Below are 16,730 nucleotides of genomic sequence, written 5' to 3'. Positions count from 1 at the left end.
GTCAGCCCACCAGATCCGATGGCCAGCGGCGCATCCGGCGCAACATGCCATCGTTGCGGACGCGGTAGACCGCCAACACGCCGCGAGAGCTGACCAACACCACGTACAGCTTGTCCTCTCGCTCCACTACCCCGCTGGCCTTGCCGGGTTGCTCGGTTCCGCCCGTGCGGAAGTACGCGGCGAACGCACGTCGAGTCAGTTCGTCGCCCTCTGCGATGACGCTAGGCATGAGCCGAGTCTAGGACTGAAACAACGTTTGTCAAACAAGGGTTATGCGCCGCGTTTCGTCGTAACGACAGTGCCGCGCAGCAAGGCAAAGTCATTGCGCAGCGGTGATATTGACCGGAGATCATCGGCGTTTCGCTCATCCGATTTGGGATCAATCCGTGTTAGCTTCGTTCCACGGTCGCGTTTCATGAATCTGAGCCATCAGGCGACCGTCCCGCTACCCGGCAGATCCGGCAATGGTGGGAGCACATCGCCAGGGCAGGGTGAGATTCCCCGCCCGTTTGCGCAGGACGCCCGAGGACCGTGACGCTCAGAGGTCCGCATCGGTTCTGGTCTGCGAAACCTTGGATCCATCACGGAGGTTTCGCCATGACCAAACAGCACCCGTCTCCCCAGGCTCTCGATGAGCTGTTGACGCCGCAAGAGGTGGCCGACTACCGAGGCACGACGACTGCCGTGCTCGCCCAGGAACGCTTCAAAGGAACCGGCCCGAAGTTCATTCGCGACGGCCGGCGCATCCGCTACCGCGCCAGCGACATTCGCGCCTACATGGACGCCAACACCGTTGAGACTGCACCGGGTCGATGAGCTGCGCCGTCGACGGGCATTGCGGACGCATCTAGGCGTAGAGCGCCCAAAACCTCTGCAAGACAATGCCTTCCGGAACGGCACAGACGTTTCGGCTTCACCCCTCCGGCGTAGCTTGCTCACTACTACCCGACGCCCACCCGAGGACGGCCTCACATGCCCGAGAACAACACCGTGACCGTGAACTATATCTACGACGCAGAAGGCGCCGGCAAGTACATCGGTGGAGTGACTGCCCAGACGATGCGGACGTGGCGGCGCAAGGGCGTGGGACCGCCCTATGTCGTGGTTTCCAAGAACGTCGTCCGGTATCGCCAGGTCGATCTCGACCGGTGGCTGGAACAGCAGACCGTCCGCCCCGGCGACCAGAAGAACCGATCAGACCCCGAAAGCAGCACGCCCGCCCAGTGAGGCGACTGGGCGGGCGACTTGCACTACTTCATCCGTAGGAGGATGCCTTGAACGATACCGCGCACCAGAGCACCCGTGCAGAGTTGTTGACTGCGCTGCTGGCTGATGCTCCCAAGCCCGACGACCACGGTGGGGTAGGCGATTACCTGCGCCGCCTCGCAGAGCTGGGCTGTGCGCCCCTGTTCGTCTATCCCGGCACCAAGGCCCCTTCGGACATGCGCGCACCGCGACAACGCATTGCTGAGGACAGAGCTGCGCAGGAAGCCGCGCGGGGCGCCGGCCGCCGCAACTGGCAGAAGGTCAAGAGCCCGTCCGGGGTGTATCTGGCCACCAACAACACCGACACGCTCGACCGCTACCTGAAGTCCTACGGCAAGACGTTCGGTGCCGCTGAGCCGGTCAACCTTGCGGTGTCCGTGGGCCGTTCGCGCCTGGTGGTGGTCGACTGCGATACCGCTGCGCAACTCTCGGCGTTCCTGGCCGACGCTAGAGCGGATCCGGATACACCGCCCACGGTGCGGACGCCGGGCGCGCAGACCGATCGCGGTGAATGGATCCACAGCGACGGCGGCCACTTCTGGTTCACGGTGCCCGATGACGTCGAGCTTCCCTCCGGCGTCCAGGAGGTGAAGGTGGGCACCGGCGCGGACGCCTACTCCGTGTTCTGGGGTCCGGGCAAGTACGTGCTGATGCCGCCCTCGGTGCGGGCAGAGGGCGCCTACGAGGTGCCGGCCGGTGGTGCTGTGCACGAGCTGCCCGACTGGCTCGGAGAAGTGATACTCGAGCGGGCCACCGCGGCGGCGCGTGTCGCTGATCGATCGACGGTCTCTGACACCACTGTGCCGATTGCCGACTGGAGCCGCGCCGTCGACTGGGCTGAGATCCTGACACCGCTCGGATGGACACCGACCGGGCGGTCTGACTCGTGCGGGTGCCCGACGTGGACGGCGCCGGGTGAGCACAGCTCGCCGAAGTCCGCGACCGCGCATGAGCCGGGCTGCACCGAACCTCGGTACGACGACAACCCGCCGATGCACATCTGGACCGACAACCCCGGTGAGCCGTTCGCCGCGTACATCGCCAGGAGCGGGAAGACGACGCTGAGCAAACTACAGGCCGTCGCAGCGGTCGACTTCGACAACGACATGGGAGCAGCGATGAACGCGCACGGACTGTTTCCCGATCCGCAAACAATCGGTAGAGGTGACAGTGACGGCCAGGCCGCAGGCGAGAACCTGCCTGAGTCGTTCTGGGCTGCACAGTCTGTCCTAGGGCACATTCGTCAGGCCGCGCACCGCGGTGTCAATGCCGCCGATGCCGTGCTCGGTGCGGTCCTGGCGCGGCTAGCTGCCCACCTGGACCCCTGCATCACCGTAGACACCGGGATCAAGCAACCCATGCCGCTGTCGATGTTCGTGGGCCTGGTCGGTTCGGCAGGCACTGGGAAGTCGTCGGCCCACGCAGCAGCGGGGCGCCTACTGGAGTTCCGGTTTCCCCCGCTGATGATGGCGGGCATGGTCACCCGCGCGGATGAGAGCCCGCTGGAATTGCCGGTCGGTTCCGGTCCTGGCCTGGCTGAGGCATTCATGGGGGCGGTGGTCGACCCGCTCAACCCGACCAAGGGCAAGCCCGTCCGTAGGCAGGTGAGCCACAAGCTGCTGTTGCACTCCGATGAAGGCGCCGGCCTGGTGGCGGGCATTCTCGACGCCAAGCGCGGCCAGGACATCGGGCCGGCACTACGCACCGCGTGGACTGGTGCGGTCCTGGGACAGGCCAATGCCTCATCGGAACGCAAGCGACAGGTCCGCGACTACGTGGTGGGGCTGTGCGTTGGGTTCCAACTGGGCGCGTTGGCCGACATGTCGACGCCCGAACAGCTCGAATACGGCACCCCGCAACGGTTCCTGTACTTGTCAGCCACGGATCCGGCTATCCCTGATGACGCACCGGATGATCCCGGCCCGCTGACCGTCACGCTGCCCAGTTCCGGCCTGCGCTACAGCGACGAACTGCAGGCACGGGCGCGAACCGAAGCACTGGCGCGGACACGAGGTCAGGCAGCCGGCGAGGAGTCCGAAGCGATCCATGCGCATCGACCCGCAATGCTGGCACGGCTCGCGGCGCTGTTGGTGGTGTTGTGCGATCCCGGACGCAGCGTGATCGAGATTGCCGACGTCGAGCTGGCCGAGGTGCTGCTGGATTGCTCAGCGCGGTTGCACGACACAGCGATGGCCTACGCCCGGGAACGCAAGGCCAGCGAGGACGAACGCAAGGTTGCACAGCGCATCAGCGAGCAGGTGGCCATGGCGGTCGCCGTCGACGGCCGTGACGCGGCGCTGTCTCGGATGCGTGAACGCATCCTGAAATACGTCGACGCGGCGGGCGGTAGGGCGAAGTGGCCCGGCCAGGACGGAATGCGCAAGCTCAAATTCAAAGGCCCTGAGCGCCAGCTTGTGGACGCGGCCGCAGCGAGCCTGGTTGACGACGGCACCGTGAGGTTCGACGGCGACCAGATCGAGCGGATGTGACGGTCCGAATTAGCTGGTTGAGTTCCCCCGGAATGGTCGGGGGGAACGGGGGAACTGTTCCCCCCGGCCCTCTCGCGCGTGCGCGTCATACGATGCAATTGACTAACATATAACTACAGGTCAGAGGACTGGACCTTCTGACACGGTGTTGTCGAGTCACCCGTTTTGACCCTCCGGAGAGTTCCCCCGTTCCCCCGTTCCCCCGATTTGCGGGTCGGGGGGAACTCGGTTTCAGAACGCAGGAGAGCTGTGCACCGGGGGATCTCAGCGGGTGCACAAGAGACGCGCGAGCGCCCTCGCCGTGCACCCCTCGTTGACACACTGTTGACTGTGACCAACAGACAGGACTCGCGACGGCGCGCCGAGGAAGCGAATCGCCTGCGGGCGGTCGGACGTACCTGGGACGAAATCGCTGACGAACTCGGCTACCGATCTCGGCAGGGCGCCCAGCAGGCCGTGGAACGTCTGCAACAGCGCAACCCGCTTGGGTCGGCAGAGTCGGTGCGTCGTTCGGCCTCCGATGGACTCCGAGTCGTGCGGGCGGTGCTGTTCGAGCGGTTCGCCGATGCCAAGGACCGTGACGACAACGACGACCTGGTGCTGTTGGCGAAGGAATTGCGCGCCAACATCTCCGAAACCGCGAAGCTGCACGGCGCGCACGTACCGGTGAAAGCGGAGCTTGACGTCAGGGTCACGACGTCAGCGGCCGAGGCCGTCAATCGGCTGGAGCAGGAACTGCTGGCCATCGCTGCCCAGCGCCAACACAACCCCCAGTTTCCGCAAATCATCGAGGGAGAGGTAATCGAATGACCGCCACAGAGGACGTCATCCGCGCTGCGGCATCGGTCGGTCGCGATGCTGCCGAGGGCAAGCTCGACCCTGCCGGCTTGGACGCCGCGGTGGCCACCGAGTGCAAGGCATTGTTCGGGGCCGTGACCGGCGAAGGCGATCCGCTGTTCGCGGTCCAGGTCGACGTTGCGCGCCAGGTGCTCGCGGTCGGCGGCATACCGGCGACGGAGGTCGCAGAGTGGGCCGCAGTCCTGAAACGACGTGCCGGGGCTGTGGAGCCCATAGACGGCGCCGGGGCGCCCGGTGGTCCCGATGTGCCCGCCGAAACGAAATCGTCCGCGAGCGGGCCGCATAGCCTCGGTTCTGGTGATGCTGACGCCGAGACCGAGGCCGACTCCGACCAGTAGCGTCCACCCGCCGTGGGCGACACGCCGAAGATGTTGCCGCACAAGTCTTTACCGTCTGACACTGGCACTCACTTGCTGACCTGCGGCTCCGTCGAGCGTGCATAGGCGCCTGTCACAGTTCGACTCGTGAGAACTGAAACCGTAACTGCCGCGGGTGTGACGAACTCCGCGGACCCACGTTCCCGTCCTGCCAATTCGTGGCGGGGCCGCATCGCTGTCATGGCGTCGAGAGGCGAAGTCGATGGGCCCCGTGTCCGAGAGGCGCAGCGTGCGTTGTCCTGGCACCGGCTCAGCGCTGCCATCACGGCCGAGGTCGACTCCGGATTCCTCACCGAGGACCAGGCCGCCGACCTGATCGAGCAATTGCCGGCGTCCACCGCCGAGCCGTTGGCGGCCGATCAGCTGGACGCGGCGATACTCGATGCGCTGCGCCAGGTGGACGGTGAGGCCGCCCCCTGGGCTGCGCTGCGCGCGATGCTGCCCGAGAAGCGGACGAGCCGTACCGCTGACGCGTTGGTCAGGCTGGTCGACTCGGGACAGGTCCATGTCGTCAAGGTCGACGGACGGAACTACGTGGCGCTGTCCATCACGTTGGGCTCGCCCTCGTGAGCACCGTACTGCGCACACTCGTCGCCACTCGCGCGCTGGAGGCGGCGCGGTCACGACGGCGGCCGGCGTCCCCGTGGGAACTGGCGAAACGGGTTATCCCGAAGTACCGGTTGACGCCGACCATCGCGTTGATTAGCGACTGCATCGTTGACGCCGTGAAGAATCCAGACCGTAGGTACATCTTGTCGATGCCTCCGCGGGCTGGAAAATCGGTGCTGACTTCGCAGGTTGGGACGGTATTCGCGCTAGCCTCGGACCCGGACTCGATGATCATTCTCCGGAGCTACAGCGACAGCCTTGCGGAGGAACACTCTCGCGCCGCGCGCCGACTGATCGAAGACCACGGCCAAATGTTGGGCATCTCGCTGTCGACCGACAAAGCCAGCGTTGGACGCTGGGAACTGGCCGGGGCAGGGGGCGGCCTACTAGCCGGTGGAATCCTATCTGGCGCAACGGGGTTCGGAGCGGACTGTCTCATAATTGACGATCCGATCAAGAACTCGGTTGAGGCAGATAGTCGTGCGTACAAGAAGCGGCTGAGCAATGAGTTCCGGGCATCGCTGTTGTCCCGTCTGCACCCTGGCGCCTCGGTGATCATCGTGGCCACCAGGTGGGCCGAAGACGACCTCTCGGGTGAGCTGATGGACGAAGACGGATCGAAGTGGACCGTGATCAACGTGCCAGCGATCTCGACCCCGGGTGTCCCCGATGCGTTGGACCGTGATCCTGGTGTTGGGATGACGACCGCGTTGGGTGAGCGCAGCGTCGAGGACTTCCGGGAGATCGAGCGGGCGGTGGGCTCCCGGGCGTGGGCGGCGCTGTACCTCGGCGTGCCGAGCACACCCGCCGGCACGCTGATCCGGGCCGACTGGCTCGACGCACACCGGTTACCGGCGGCACCGCGGCAGCCCGTCAAGATAGTGGTCGGAGTGGACCCGGCCGACTCAGGCGAGCGTGACGCCGCCGGCATCATCGCGGCCAGCATCGCCGCCGATGGCACGGTGGCGGTGATCGCCGATGCCACGGGGCAGTTCACCGCCGAGCAGTGGGCACGCGCTGCGGTGGACCTGGCTGTGGACCTCGGCGCCAGCGAAATAGCGATTGAGGGCTTCGCGGCCCGGGTGACCTACGTGAAGGTGGTCGAGAATGCGCTGTCCAGAGTCCGCACACCGCGCCCGATCCGAGTCACCTCGTGGCCGCCGAAGGGGTCGGGGCGCGGCGGTGGTGATGCACTGGCGCGGTCGGCCGCTCTGATCCAAGGCCTGGAGGTCGGCACCGTGCGGCTGGCTGGACACCTGCCCGACCTGGAGGCCGCGATGGTGGGATGGCAAGCCGGCCAGCACCAGCCCGACGCGCTAGCCGCGCTCGTCGTTGCCCACGACGTACTGGCGCACAGCCTCGCGGGCCGGGTCAGCTTCATCAGCCCGGTCGATATGGACCGGCGCAGGCGCGGTGAGGGGCCACGAGACCCAATCGCCGAACGTCTCGGACTGCGCCCCGGAACCGCTTCCGTGACGCAGATCAACAGCAGGTTGACCCGACGCGTCGGGGGCCAGGGGTATGACCCACTGTCGGCGCAGCGCCACACAATCCGAGGGCTGTGACGGGCGTGCCGGCCCGACCCCTCGCGTGCAGGGCGGCCGGTGTATCGCGTCGACCACCGGGACACCGGCCGATACCCGGACATGTCGACGGGCGGATACCGGTGCTGGCGGGTGGTCCTGTCTCTGTGGAGTTTTCAAGGTGCGCCAGGTCGCCCGGGGTGGACCACCTGATCGAGGGGGTCAGTCCCGGCCGGCGAGGGTCCGGTAGAGGGTGGCGCGGCTGACGCCGAGGGTGGACGCGATCACCGGCACCGGCTCGCCGGCTGCACGCATCCGCTCAGCGAGGGCAACCTGATCGGCGTCGAGTGCTTTGGGCCGACCGATGGGCAGGCCGCGGGCCAGGCGCGCGGACTTGGCCGCACTGCGGCGTTCGCGCTGCAACTCCAGCTCCAGCTCAGCCAGTGAGGCCAGCACCCCGGCGATCATCCGGCCAGTGGCGTTGGAGGTGTCGATGCCTTCCCGTAGTGAGCGCAGGATGACACCCCGCTCACCGAGATCTCGAATGGTGAGCATGACCTCGGCGGCGTTGCGGCCCAACCGGTCGATGCCCACCACCACGATGGTGTCGCCGGGGCGGGCGTAGTCCAGCAGGGCCACCAGCCCGGGGCGCTGCTCCTTGGTCGTGGTGCCGCTGAGCTTGTCCTGATACAGCCGGGACGGTTCCACGCCCGCGGCGGCCAAGGCATCGGCCTGCTGGTCGAGGGACTGATGTCCAGTGGACACCCGGGCGTAGCCGAGGACTGCGCCGGCCGGAGCGGTGGGCTCGATGGTGCTGATAATGGTGGTCATGGCGGTGTTCCTTCTGCTGGCGTTGGTGTGATGGGCAGTGGCGGTCACTGCTACTCGATGGCCGTGGCGTAGAGCTGGCCATCTGCGGCATCGGCGGCGGGGCCGGTGCCCGGTGCCCACGCTGCGGCGGGTCCGGTCAGGGGCGCGGCGGCCGGCGCTGCGGTCACAGTGGATCCGTTGAGCCTGTTGGCAACGAGTACAGCCGCAGCGAGCCCTCTCAGAACCGCATGTGACACGGTTTCGATACGAGGCAACTTTCGAGACTGACGACCACGAGAAACGTTGGGGCGGGCGGGAGTTCCGGCGGGTGGCTCAGAACTAAAGATTTGAGACGGGGACATGGCGTGAAAATACCGTCCGGTCCCACGAGTGGGCGCCAGTTCGGTACAGGGGTCCGACCACGCCCAAAATTTCCCCAAATTTTGACTCCGAGATCCATGACTCTGCCGTGAAAGACTGTAAATACCAACATGATTCGACACGCCGATGAGCGCGGCAGCGGCGGTGCTGTGCACAGAGATCTGCTCTCATAGAGGGCATGACTGCATCCGTCGCAACAGATCCGGCCTCACGATCAGCGTCGAGCTGGGCGTCGTCGCAGGCCGCACTCAAGGGCCGCGGTGTTCCTGATTCGGACCCGCGGATAGTCGAATGCCGCGCCGCTTTGGCGTATTGGAGGTGTCGAACCGTGATCGACCGGGAGCGCGGAAATCTGGATCCGGCGCACGTGCCGGCGCTGGCCGACATGTTGCGCCACGCTCACGCAGGAGCCGCAGGGGTGGTGGGACGATGAGCGTCCTCGCCGGCCGCCGGCACCGCCCCGAACCCGCACCCATCGGCGCCAGGAAGACACACTTCACGCAGTCCGAGCTACGCACCCGTCGCCGCGCGGGCCTGCCTGTGACCTATGACGGCACCTTCGATCTCACCGCCGAGGTCGACGCCATCGTGACGCCACTGGCCACCCGGATCACCTCGCTGACCCGCACCCACAACGCAGAGCGGGGACTGCCCAAGATGTTCCAGCATCTCGTTGCCGACCTCGTTGACGCCCTTCACGGCGAAATGATCGCCGGGATCGTGGCCTGGATCGCCGAGCGCACCGCCCGCGAGCGGATCGATAAGGTCGGCGGCCACCTGGACTCGGCAAGCCGAGCCGCCGCCCTGCGGCACGTTGCCGACCTGCACCCCCGACCGCCCGCTCCCGAGATCGCACCCGAACACTTCGCATCCGGGCAGTGGGCCGCGACCCTGATTGATCTGGTGCGCCCCTACAGCGCCCCGCTCGCAGATCTGCTGCACAGGGCCAAACCGCCCAACGACCCCACACTCCGCGGGGCGGTGTCCAGAAGCGAGCGGCTGTGCGACCTCCTGCGCGAAGTGGACAGCGCCGCGCGGCAAGTGGAGATCCGTATCGACAGAGCCGAACAGTCGCGGCCCTCGCGAACGCTCACCCCCACCGACCGCGCCGCGCAGGCGCGGGCCGAACTCCAGAAACTCGGAATCGAGGTCGACGCCGAATGAGCGCCCCCGTCATCACCGGTCTGCCCCCGGTCGAATTCACCCCGCCCGCACTGCCCGCCGCCTGGCCGTACGGGCTGGACGTGGCCACCACCTGGATCGAAGAGATCAGCGGCGATGCCGCGCGGCGCTGGCTGCCGGCCGGCGTCCAGTTCCGGCGCCGACTGGTCAACCAACCCGGCACCTTCGGGGTGTGGGACGCCGATTGGTGTGCATCGCCTGACGACCTGGACCCCGACGACGTGAAGACCGGCCCACCCATCGAAGACGCCGACCCGGCCCCATACACCGCGGTGACCGCTTGGGCGTTCGACCGGCTGCAGGAGTGCGGCAACCTCTCCGAGTTCGACCGCGGCCAGGTCATCGAACGCGCTCGGGAGACCTTCGCACTCAGCGAACCCGTGGCGGTCGAGATCGAGTTCGCAAGCCGAATGCTGACCGACGCACCGACCCCGGCCAGCGCGGCAGATCTGGTGAGGGCAGTGGGACACCTGGAACAGGAGTTCGCCGCCACCGGTACCGCCGGCCTGGTGCACGCCCGAGTCAGCCTGTTGGCTCTTGCTGAGCACGCGCGCCTGGTAGTCCGCGACGGCCCGACTCTACGCACGCCGGGAGGCTATCGATGGGTGTTCGGCGCCGGCTATGCGGACACGTTGGGCGACAGGATCATTGGCACCAGTCCGACGTACGGGTGGCGAGACGAGATCGAGGTCCGGGAGTCGATGCAGCACACCCACAACCAGTTCATCGCCATCGCTGAACGCTCCAGCGTGATCGGATACGAGAACGTCGTCGGCGCCGCGGTGATCACCCCATAGACCGTCATCCATGGCCGACGTGAGGGACCGGGACCCCAACGGTGAGGCGTTGTTCTCGGTCCCTCTCGCCGGCCACGGATGCAGGGAACGGACCTGGTGGGCGGTGGGACCGCGTTGTGTACCGCCACCGCCCACCAGGACCACCAACACGTCGAACACCAGCACCACAGAGATAGCAGGAGGCGGTCACCTTGCCCACGTTCACCGCGGCCGAACTCGACCGCCTCGCAGCATCCACACACGAGGCGGGCCACGCCATCGCCGCCGTCGTCCTCGGCGGCCGGGTCGACACCGTGATCCTGGACGACCAGCACCCCCGCACCGAATATGTCGACCTGGCCGCCGGCACCCGATCCGCGGTCACCTTCGCCGGACCCTGGGCTGAGACGCGGTGGACGATGGGCCGAACGCCAACCCCTGCCGACATGCGCCGATCCTTCGCCCGCAACGGCTCCGACGACCAATCCCTCTGCGCCGCCGGTGGCTGGCACCAGGGCGGCCACGTCGCACCCCTACTCGAGCGCTGCTGGCCGGCGGTCAAGGAACTGGCGAAGACACTCTACTTCGCAGGCAGCGCCAGCCACGCCGACGTTTGCGCCGCCCTCGGATTGCCAGAGGGCGACAACGGCGGCCCAGGGAGCCTGAGCCTGGCCATGATCCGCGCAGGTAGTTCTCCCGGATCGTTCACCGTGGGCACGGTCAGACATGATTGACGTTCTCAAGCAGTTACTGCGGGAGCAGAGCACCTACTGCCTCGGGCCAGGCAACGGGAGAAACCGGTCGAGCAAGAAGTAAATGACTTCCTCAGCGATTTTCTGATAACCGCGCAACAGCGCGCTGGAAACTGACGTGCTTCCGCCATGCGCGAGGGTATGACGAGCCCCAATCAAGTTGCCCAAGGACTGACGATTCTCGTCTTCTGCTAAGAACTCGCGTAACTCAACTTCCCAGCCTTGGTCGAAGCTACCGACGAGTTGCTCCAGTTTCGCGGGGTTGAGATTGTTGATTCGCGCCGCTTGGCGTTGGCCATACCGAAGAACTCTGTGCGATGAATGCTCTTCTAAAAAACCGTTCACCATGTGTTCAACACTTTTCTCGATGAACCCACTAAGGCGAATCACGGCGAGCGTGTGGAGATAGTCTTTGACAATCAGGTCCTCCTCCGCATCCGCGTACAAAATTATCTCTTCGATCTCCTTCAATCGGGCTGCCACTGCCGCTCGCCTGTCGACGTATCTGCGGCTGTTCATAGCCCTGCAAAGGCTTCACGCGCTTCGTTGAGACGTACGTATACTGACTCTTCGTTCGCGGTCGCTTTGGTCACCGCGTCTATGAACCTGCTGTTGGAAAGAAGCCTTTCGTAGGCTCTCTCCCATTCTCCCCTGTCGATCGCGCCCGCAGGCGACCTGGTGATCTGTCCCATGGTCGCTACGAAAACAGAGTCGAGAATCGCTGCGTTAACCTGGGTTCGCAGTCTAAAGGCGCGGCGGCCTATCGTGTAATTAAGTGTCGCTGCCGCTGCCCTGAAAACCGCCGACACCGCGCCTAGATCCATACCTTCGCCGTTTCGGTGTTCCCCCAGAAAGTCATTCAGGAAAGTCTTCAAAGGAGAGTAATAGCGGTCTGCACTCGTATAAAGAGCAATGATGCGAAGTATCAGCTCTTGATCTTTCAGGCGGTCACTTCGTCGACCATACAGCTCGCGCCAGCTTTCGTCGTTATTCAGGTCACGGATAGTTTCAACTAGGGCGCCGCCGTACAGCGCGACACGAATCTCGTGCGGCGTCAGATTTGTGCCCCCGAATTCAAGCGTTCGAATATCTGATAAACGCTCTCGTAATCTTGGACGCTTTGCGGCGCGCGAATGATGATGGCTTGGATGAACGTGTCATCCAGCGTACGACGAAGATCGCCAGGCAACGTGTCATACGTCAGGCCCTTCAGCGCTGAGTCAACCGTCTCCAGCCGGAACTTTCCGCCATAGAAAGACGCAAGCGTCGTGAGTCGTTGCTGCCCGTCGAGCACCAGATATTTCTTGCCGGGCTGCTCCACGAGGAAAATGCCAGGTACAGGGAATCCAAGTAAGAGGGATTCAAGGAAACGGTCTTGTTGCGGTCGACGCCACACCCGACCTCGCTGGAAAGCTTGAGCGTTGGGGTCGGGGAGCGACTCCTCAGGATCGAACGTTGGCACAACGATCGCCTTCTCGTTGTACCTGCGCACCAGTCCGTGGACGTCGAACTCGGTTCCGAAATAAGTGACCGGGCTGGCGTTGGGGGCAACTGCATCGGTTTCGTCTACGTCATCGATACTCTCGTCGACGTATCTGCCGTCACTGGACTCTATTGACACCTAACGGAGCCTAGATGCAGGCGACCATTGCTGTGCGCGCACCACGACGTCAACCCTCACACGGCGGAGGAACCAACTCCCGAACGCTTGAGCGACGTGACTACATCCTGACTACATTCTGCGTTTATCTGCCCTAATCGCTGTTTACCTCCACTAGGCATTCACGCGCACGTCAGTGGGCATTTCGCAGAATCCGCCGAGGTCCGCGGCAACTCAACCTTTGAGTTCGAATCTCACCGAGGGCACCCCTTCCCCGATCACACCGCGATGATCAGGACCTCAGCACCGAACGTCTGCGCCGCGCCCACGATGCCCACGGCGTCGAACGCGTCGGCCACCGCCTGCAACTCGGCATCGGAGAAGTACGGGTCGGCGGCTTCCAGGATGGCCGCCCGGCCGTCGACGAACTTCGCACCCGCCCCCAGTCCGTACATGGACTCGTAGAACACCGTCGCCCACAGGTCGTCGGACACCGTGGCGGTCCGGGAATCGGTCATCATCAGATAGGCCGCGTGGCTGAAGATGGTGCTGTTCCAGTGCTCACCGCCGTCGTCCTGGGTGCCGGTGTAGCGCTGATTCCAGTGCGCGACGTAGCCGGTGCCGACTGCGGTCGGGTTGGCCAGGCTGCGGATGGCGCCGATACCGGTGTCCTCGCCGATCAACCAGCGGCCCGCGCCGGTCTTGCCTTCGACCAGCACGCCCATGATGTCGGCGTAGGCCTCGTTGAGCGCACCGGATTCACCGCGATCGAGCACTGAGTTGCCGTTGGCGACGATGTGGCTGATGACGCCATGTGTGTACTCGTGCGCCACGATATCCAGCGCCGCCGAGAATCGCCCTGAGTCGCCGAATCCGATCTGTTGACCCACCGGGTCCCAGAAGGCGTTGACGTAGCCACCGAAGTACGTCCAGATCGAGTCGCGCGGGTTGTATCCCACCGTCGTCACGACGGTTCCGCCGTCGCCGTCCAGACCTTGCCTGGCCAACACCGCCAGGTAGTAGTCGTAGGACGCGGCCACGTTGGCGTGCGCGGAGATGGCCGAGGCGTTCCAGCCCCACAGCGGCGACCGGATGACGATGGCGCCAGGGGTCTGCGGCATGCCCAACCCGAACAGACCGAACGTCGTGACGTAGGTGGAGATCTTGCGCGTGGTGTCCACCAACTTGGTGCTGTCGAAGAAGTACCACCACTTCGCCGCTTCGACATTGATCTGGCGGCTGACACCGAGGGCGTCGCGGGCGATGGTGCTGGCCGCCTGCACCGACGACGCGCCGGCCGTGACAGTGCCGACATCGGCGCCGTTGGCGTTGACGTAGTAGATGGCACCGGCGGCGGCTTGGCCCGCGCTCGCGGTCGGGAGCAGGCTGACCCGCCAAGTCAGTGTCGGCGCCACATCACGGTCAAGCGCCAGGATCACCAGTTCGGTCTCGACGGTGGTGGAACGCAACACCCGCGCCACAGCCGTGTCGGTGGGTTGCAACCCCGCCGATTTCAGGAGCCGAACCGCGGCGAGGGTGGCCGCGGCCGAACTGTCGGCCAGTTCAGCGGTGGTGTCGACGTCGGCCAGACCGGTGTTGTAGTAGTTGAACAATCCGGTGACGGTGCCCGCGCCGTCGGTCACCAGGACGATCTCGCTGCCCAGTACCTCGAGACCGTCGACGCTCGGGTGCAGCCGGTAGTACTCCTCGGTGGCGCCGGTGGCCGCTGAGAATCGCTGCACTGTGATCAAATCTGCTGTGGCGAAACCACTTTGAGCGCCGAGCACCGGGGCGAAGGTGTTGAGGAACTGCGCCGCGTCGGCCGCGTCGCGCACCTGGGCATCGGTGAACGTGCCGTCGATGACCGAGATACGCCCGCTGGTGTCCATCTGCACCGTGACCGCGTCGGGCCGGGTGACAGCGGTGCTGCTGATGTTCGTCGTGCTGGCGACATCGACGGAGATCGTCGCCGACGTGGGCCCGTTGAGGCCCAGCAGTTCACCGAGTCCGTGGATTCGCGGCGGATTGCCCGCGGCGTCGTCGATCGTGATGGTGAAGCGGTCGCTGATTCCGGTGAGCCCGGGGCGCGGGGTGTAGGTGAAGGTGCCGTCGGCGGCAATTGTCACGGTGCCGAAACGCGCGGGCGTGACGACGGTGTAGGTCAGGTTCGTGTCGTCGAAGTCGACCGCGTTCAGGTCACCGCGCACCACCCCGTCGTCCCCCAGGCTCACGGTCGGGCTAGCGGTCGGGCGCTGGTTGTTCCACGCGTTCTGGGTCTGGCGCAGACCCACCCACATCATCTCCAGCAGTCGCGGCACCGGCAGCGCGGGAATCGGCAGGTCCTTGGACAGGTGCCCCAGCCCCACCCAGGTCAGCGCGTCGGTGACCATGGAGGCGACGTTGACGGGCCGCCTCACCGTGGTGGGTGCCGGCTCGTCGAGGACAGCGGTGATGGTGTCCGGGACGGCCAGTGTGTCGATGTCCGGGGTGAGTTCGGACTGGGGCGTTTCGGTTTCGGTCTCGGCTGTACCCGTGGGCTCGTCGTCCTCGGTAGCCGCGTCCTCGGTAGCCGCGGCCTCGGACGTCTCGTCGGTCTCCGGCTCGTCGGTCTCCGGCTCGTCAGAGGAGTGCTGACTCGAGCGCCGTGAGGACGTGTCGGGTTCCGGGCCCTCGTCGAGGTCGACGTCGGCCTCAGCCGGGAGCTCTTCCTCCTCGTCGGCTGGGTCGACGTCCTCGGGCTCCTGCGGTGCGGGGTCGTCGGAATCCTCGGCGGCAGAGTCCTCCGGCGATGTCGACGCGGGCTCGGGTGCCGGTTCCGCGCTGGCGGCATCAGCTGCGGTGGACGGGCTGGAATCAGCCTCGGTCTCGGCCGCGGCAATGCCCGGCGCCGCCGCCACCAGGCCGGCAGCGAAGGCCACCGCAACGCCTCTGCGCATACCCGTCAAGGCACTGCTCGGCATCAAAACAGCAGGACTGGACCGCTTCGACACCACTGGACTCCCCACTCGAAACACCGGTCGGCAAGCAAACCCTAGCGGCTCGGGGAAGTATTTGACGGATTCGTTACTGACGCTGTGAGGCCGGCACAGCCTCACACATTTGCTCGGCGACCTCACGCGTGCGCTCCGGATCGCTGCCCGGTACGTAGGTGGGTGAGGTCGGGTCGACGATGTAGCCCTTCATCCGCTTGCACGCCGCGCCGAACTCCGGCAGCGGACCCATGGCCGTATGGATGCCGTTGACCATCGTCCACACCGCGGCCTGGCGGGCCAGGCGCTCGATCGGATTGGGGTCGCGGTGCATCACCATGGCGGCAGCCCAACTGGGCAGCATGTCGCGAATGGCCCAGTCGATCACCTCTCCTCCGGGCGGACCCAGGTCGCCACCGCTGATGTTCGGTCCGGTGAACATGGCCGCACCGTAGGTCAGCGCCAGCTTGGGCAGATAGGACTGCAGACACTCCAGCGTCTCGGCTTTGGTCTCCGGCAAACCGGTACCGCCGAGGGCGTGACCGACCTTGACGAACTCTCGGTAATACCGATCAATTCTCTTACCGCGCAACGGTTTCGGATGGTAGTACTCGTGCGCGGTGGCGATCCCCCACACCACTGTGGCGTAGTTCCAGCGCAGCCAGTCAGGGTCGTCGGCGTCATAGGCCAGCCCGTCGGGACGGGTCCCTTTGACGGTGTGGTGCATGGCCCGCACGGTGTTGGCCAGCCGCTCGGCGGTCTCCGTCGACCCGTATGCGGTGCCGGTGAAAAACGACACCGAATGTCCCAGGCGAACCATCGCACCCTCGGGGTCCATCCGTCCGGTGGCCACGCCGTCGACGTCTCTTTCCGGCATCCGCGAGTGGTCGACACCCATCCAGAAGATCGACGGGTCGAACCGCTCGAGGTAGGCGGCCGCCTGCAGGCCGAGGACCAGGGCCGGCATGTGGGAGTGGACGTGCCAGACCGCACTTCCCGGCCCGAACCAACCCGGGTCACCGGCCGGCTCGGCGAAATCGACACCCCGGAAGTAGCGGCGGCGGATCTCGTGGTCGTAGAACCGCAGGAATCGCCGTTGGATCATCTGGTGGGGCAACGGCGGCAGAAGTTGCATACC

At 65.6% G+C, this 16,730-nt stretch carries 17 protein-coding genes; 11 read left to right on the top strand and 6 right to left on the bottom strand.

What is annotated here, in order from left to right; all coding sequences use genetic code 11:
* Position 1: 1 nt before the first annotated feature.
* Positions 2 to 229, bottom strand: coding sequence for a hypothetical protein (locus tag BVC93_RS24425; protein ID WP_083739702.1), 228 nt, complete (start codon positions 227 to 229; stop codon positions 2 to 4).
* A gap of 368 nt (positions 230 to 597) precedes the next feature.
* On the opposite strand from BVC93_RS24425, the gene BVC93_RS24420 reads away from it, so the two are divergent.
* The 7 genes from BVC93_RS24420 to BVC93_RS24390 all read left to right on the top strand — a co-directional run bounded on the left by BVC93_RS24420 (position 598) and on the right by BVC93_RS24390 (position 7,164).
* On the top strand, positions 598 to 816 hold the full coding sequence (locus BVC93_RS24420; protein ID WP_083739701.1) for a helix-turn-helix transcriptional regulator: 219 nt from the start codon (positions 598 to 600) through the stop codon (positions 814 to 816).
* A 156-nt stretch (positions 817 to 972) separates the two neighbouring features.
* Entirely contained in the window at positions 973 to 1,227 is a 255-nt protein-coding gene (locus BVC93_RS24415) for a helix-turn-helix transcriptional regulator (RefSeq protein WP_083739699.1), read from the top strand.
* Positions 1,228 to 1,274: 47 nt separating this feature from the next.
* Positions 1,275 to 3,755 carry a bifunctional DNA primase/polymerase gene (locus tag BVC93_RS24410; protein ID WP_083739698.1) on the top strand — a complete coding sequence of 827 codons (2,481 nt, stop codon included), beginning with the start codon at positions 1,275 to 1,277 and terminating at the stop codon, positions 3,753 to 3,755.
* A gap of 330 nt (positions 3,756 to 4,085) precedes the next feature.
* Entirely contained in the window at positions 4,086 to 4,565 is a 480-nt protein-coding gene (locus tag BVC93_RS24405) for a hypothetical protein (protein WP_236950103.1), read from the top strand.
* Positions 4,562 to 4,951 (top strand): hypothetical protein, encoded by a 390-nt coding sequence (locus BVC93_RS24400; RefSeq protein WP_083739697.1) that lies wholly within the window; start codon positions 4,562 to 4,564, stop codon positions 4,949 to 4,951. Before BVC93_RS24405 ends, BVC93_RS24400 begins: the two co-directional genes overlap by 4 nt.
* Positions 4,952 to 5,170: 219 nt before the next feature.
* Positions 5,171 to 5,560, top strand: coding sequence for a hypothetical protein (locus tag BVC93_RS24395; protein WP_192860089.1), 390 nt, complete (start codon positions 5,171 to 5,173; stop codon positions 5,558 to 5,560).
* Positions 5,561 to 5,748: 188 nt separating this feature from the next.
* On the top strand, positions 5,749 to 7,164 hold the full coding sequence (locus tag BVC93_RS24390) for a terminase large subunit domain-containing protein (protein ID WP_335583143.1): 1,416 nt from the start codon (positions 5,749 to 5,751) through the stop codon (positions 7,162 to 7,164).
* A 180-nt stretch (positions 7,165 to 7,344) separates the two neighbouring features.
* Here BVC93_RS24390 and BVC93_RS24385 read toward each other — a convergent pair whose 3' ends face one another.
* Positions 7,345 to 7,953 carry a recombinase family protein gene (locus tag BVC93_RS24385; RefSeq protein WP_083741302.1) on the bottom strand — a complete coding sequence of 203 codons (609 nt, stop codon included), beginning with the start codon at positions 7,951 to 7,953 and terminating at the stop codon, positions 7,345 to 7,347.
* Positions 7,954 to 8,491: 538 nt separating this feature from the next.
* Between BVC93_RS24385 and BVC93_RS33245 the strand changes: the two genes are divergently transcribed.
* From BVC93_RS33245 to BVC93_RS24365, 4 genes are all read left to right on the top strand, one after another.
* Positions 8,492 to 8,746, top strand: coding sequence for a hypothetical protein (locus tag BVC93_RS33245; RefSeq protein ID WP_157517059.1), 255 nt, complete (start codon positions 8,492 to 8,494; stop codon positions 8,744 to 8,746).
* The gene (locus BVC93_RS24375) at positions 8,743 to 9,477 is read left to right on the top strand and encodes a hypothetical protein (RefSeq protein WP_083739692.1); all 735 of its coding nucleotides are present in this window, start codon (positions 8,743 to 8,745) and stop codon (positions 9,475 to 9,477) included. The genes BVC93_RS33245 and BVC93_RS24375 overlap by 4 nt, the downstream gene beginning before the upstream one ends.
* The gene (locus BVC93_RS24370; RefSeq protein WP_083739691.1) at positions 9,474 to 10,292 is read left to right on the top strand and encodes a hypothetical protein; all 819 of its coding nucleotides are present in this window, start codon (positions 9,474 to 9,476) and stop codon (positions 10,290 to 10,292) included. Before BVC93_RS24375 ends, BVC93_RS24370 begins: the two co-directional genes overlap by 4 nt.
* A 191-nt stretch (positions 10,293 to 10,483) precedes the next feature.
* Positions 10,484 to 11,005, top strand: a complete 522-nt coding sequence (locus BVC93_RS24365; RefSeq protein ID WP_083739690.1) for a hypothetical protein — start codon at positions 10,484 to 10,486, stop codon at positions 11,003 to 11,005.
* Positions 11,006 to 11,038: 33 nt separating this feature from the next.
* On the opposite strand, the gene BVC93_RS24360 is transcribed toward BVC93_RS24365, so the two are convergent.
* The 4 genes from BVC93_RS24360 to BVC93_RS24340 all read right to left on the bottom strand — a co-directional run bounded on the left by BVC93_RS24360 (position 11,039) and on the right by BVC93_RS24340 (position 16,727).
* Positions 11,039 to 11,506 carry a HEPN domain-containing protein gene (locus tag BVC93_RS24360; protein WP_083739689.1) on the bottom strand — a complete coding sequence of 156 codons (468 nt, stop codon included), beginning with the start codon at positions 11,504 to 11,506 and terminating at the stop codon, positions 11,039 to 11,041.
* Positions 11,507 to 12,077: 571 nt separating this feature from the next.
* Positions 12,078 to 12,644 carry a DUF262 domain-containing protein gene (locus tag BVC93_RS24350; RefSeq protein ID WP_083739687.1) on the bottom strand — a complete coding sequence of 189 codons (567 nt, stop codon included), beginning with the start codon at positions 12,642 to 12,644 and terminating at the stop codon, positions 12,078 to 12,080.
* 257 nt (positions 12,645 to 12,901) lie between these two features.
* On the bottom strand, positions 12,902 to 15,559 hold the full coding sequence (locus BVC93_RS24345; protein WP_083739686.1) for a M4 family metallopeptidase: 2,658 nt from the start codon (positions 15,557 to 15,559) through the stop codon (positions 12,902 to 12,904).
* Positions 15,560 to 15,686: 127 nt separating this feature from the next.
* A complete protein-coding gene (locus tag BVC93_RS24340) occupies positions 15,687 to 16,727 on the bottom strand; it encodes an oxygenase MpaB family protein (protein WP_083739685.1) in 1,041 nt (346 codons plus the stop codon).
* Between the last annotated feature and the right edge of the window lie 3 nt (positions 16,728 to 16,730).

Source organism: Mycobacterium sp. MS1601 (genome assembly GCF_001984215.1).
Taxonomy (GTDB): Bacteria; Actinomycetota; Actinomycetes; order Mycobacteriales; family Mycobacteriaceae; genus Mycobacterium.
Note: the sequence above shows the minus strand (reverse complement) of the source record. Positions and strands in the feature narration are given on the sequence as shown.

Coding starts and splice junctions, on each gene's coding strand:
- BVC93_RS24370 (WP_083739691.1), top strand. CDS start 9,474: ATGAGCGCCCCCGTCATCACCGGTCTGCCCCCGGTCGAATTCACCCCG.
- BVC93_RS24425 (WP_083739702.1), bottom strand. CDS start 229: ATGCCTAGCGTCATCGCAGAGGGCGACGAACTGACTCGACGTGCGTTC.
- BVC93_RS24385 (WP_083741302.1), bottom strand. CDS start 7,953: ATGACCACCATTATCAGCACCATCGAGCCCACCGCTCCGGCCGGCGCA.
- BVC93_RS33245 (WP_157517059.1), top strand. CDS start 8,492: ATGACTGCATCCGTCGCAACAGATCCGGCCTCACGATCAGCGTCGAGC.
- BVC93_RS24400 (WP_083739697.1), top strand. CDS start 4,562: ATGACCGCCACAGAGGACGTCATCCGCGCTGCGGCATCGGTCGGTCGC.
- BVC93_RS24390 (WP_335583143.1), top strand. CDS start 5,749: ATGCCTCCGCGGGCTGGAAAATCGGTGCTGACTTCGCAGGTTGGGACG.
- BVC93_RS24420 (WP_083739701.1), top strand. CDS start 598: ATGACCAAACAGCACCCGTCTCCCCAGGCTCTCGATGAGCTGTTGACG.
- BVC93_RS24340 (WP_083739685.1), bottom strand. CDS start 16,727: ATGCAACTTCTGCCGCCGTTGCCCCACCAGATGATCCAACGGCGATTC.
- BVC93_RS24395 (WP_192860089.1), top strand. CDS start 5,171: ATGGCGTCGAGAGGCGAAGTCGATGGGCCCCGTGTCCGAGAGGCGCAG.
- BVC93_RS24345 (WP_083739686.1), bottom strand. CDS start 15,559: ATGCGCAGAGGCGTTGCGGTGGCCTTCGCTGCCGGCCTGGTGGCGGCG.
- BVC93_RS24415 (WP_083739699.1), top strand. CDS start 973: ATGCCCGAGAACAACACCGTGACCGTGAACTATATCTACGACGCAGAA.
- BVC93_RS24375 (WP_083739692.1), top strand. CDS start 8,743: ATGAGCGTCCTCGCCGGCCGCCGGCACCGCCCCGAACCCGCACCCATC.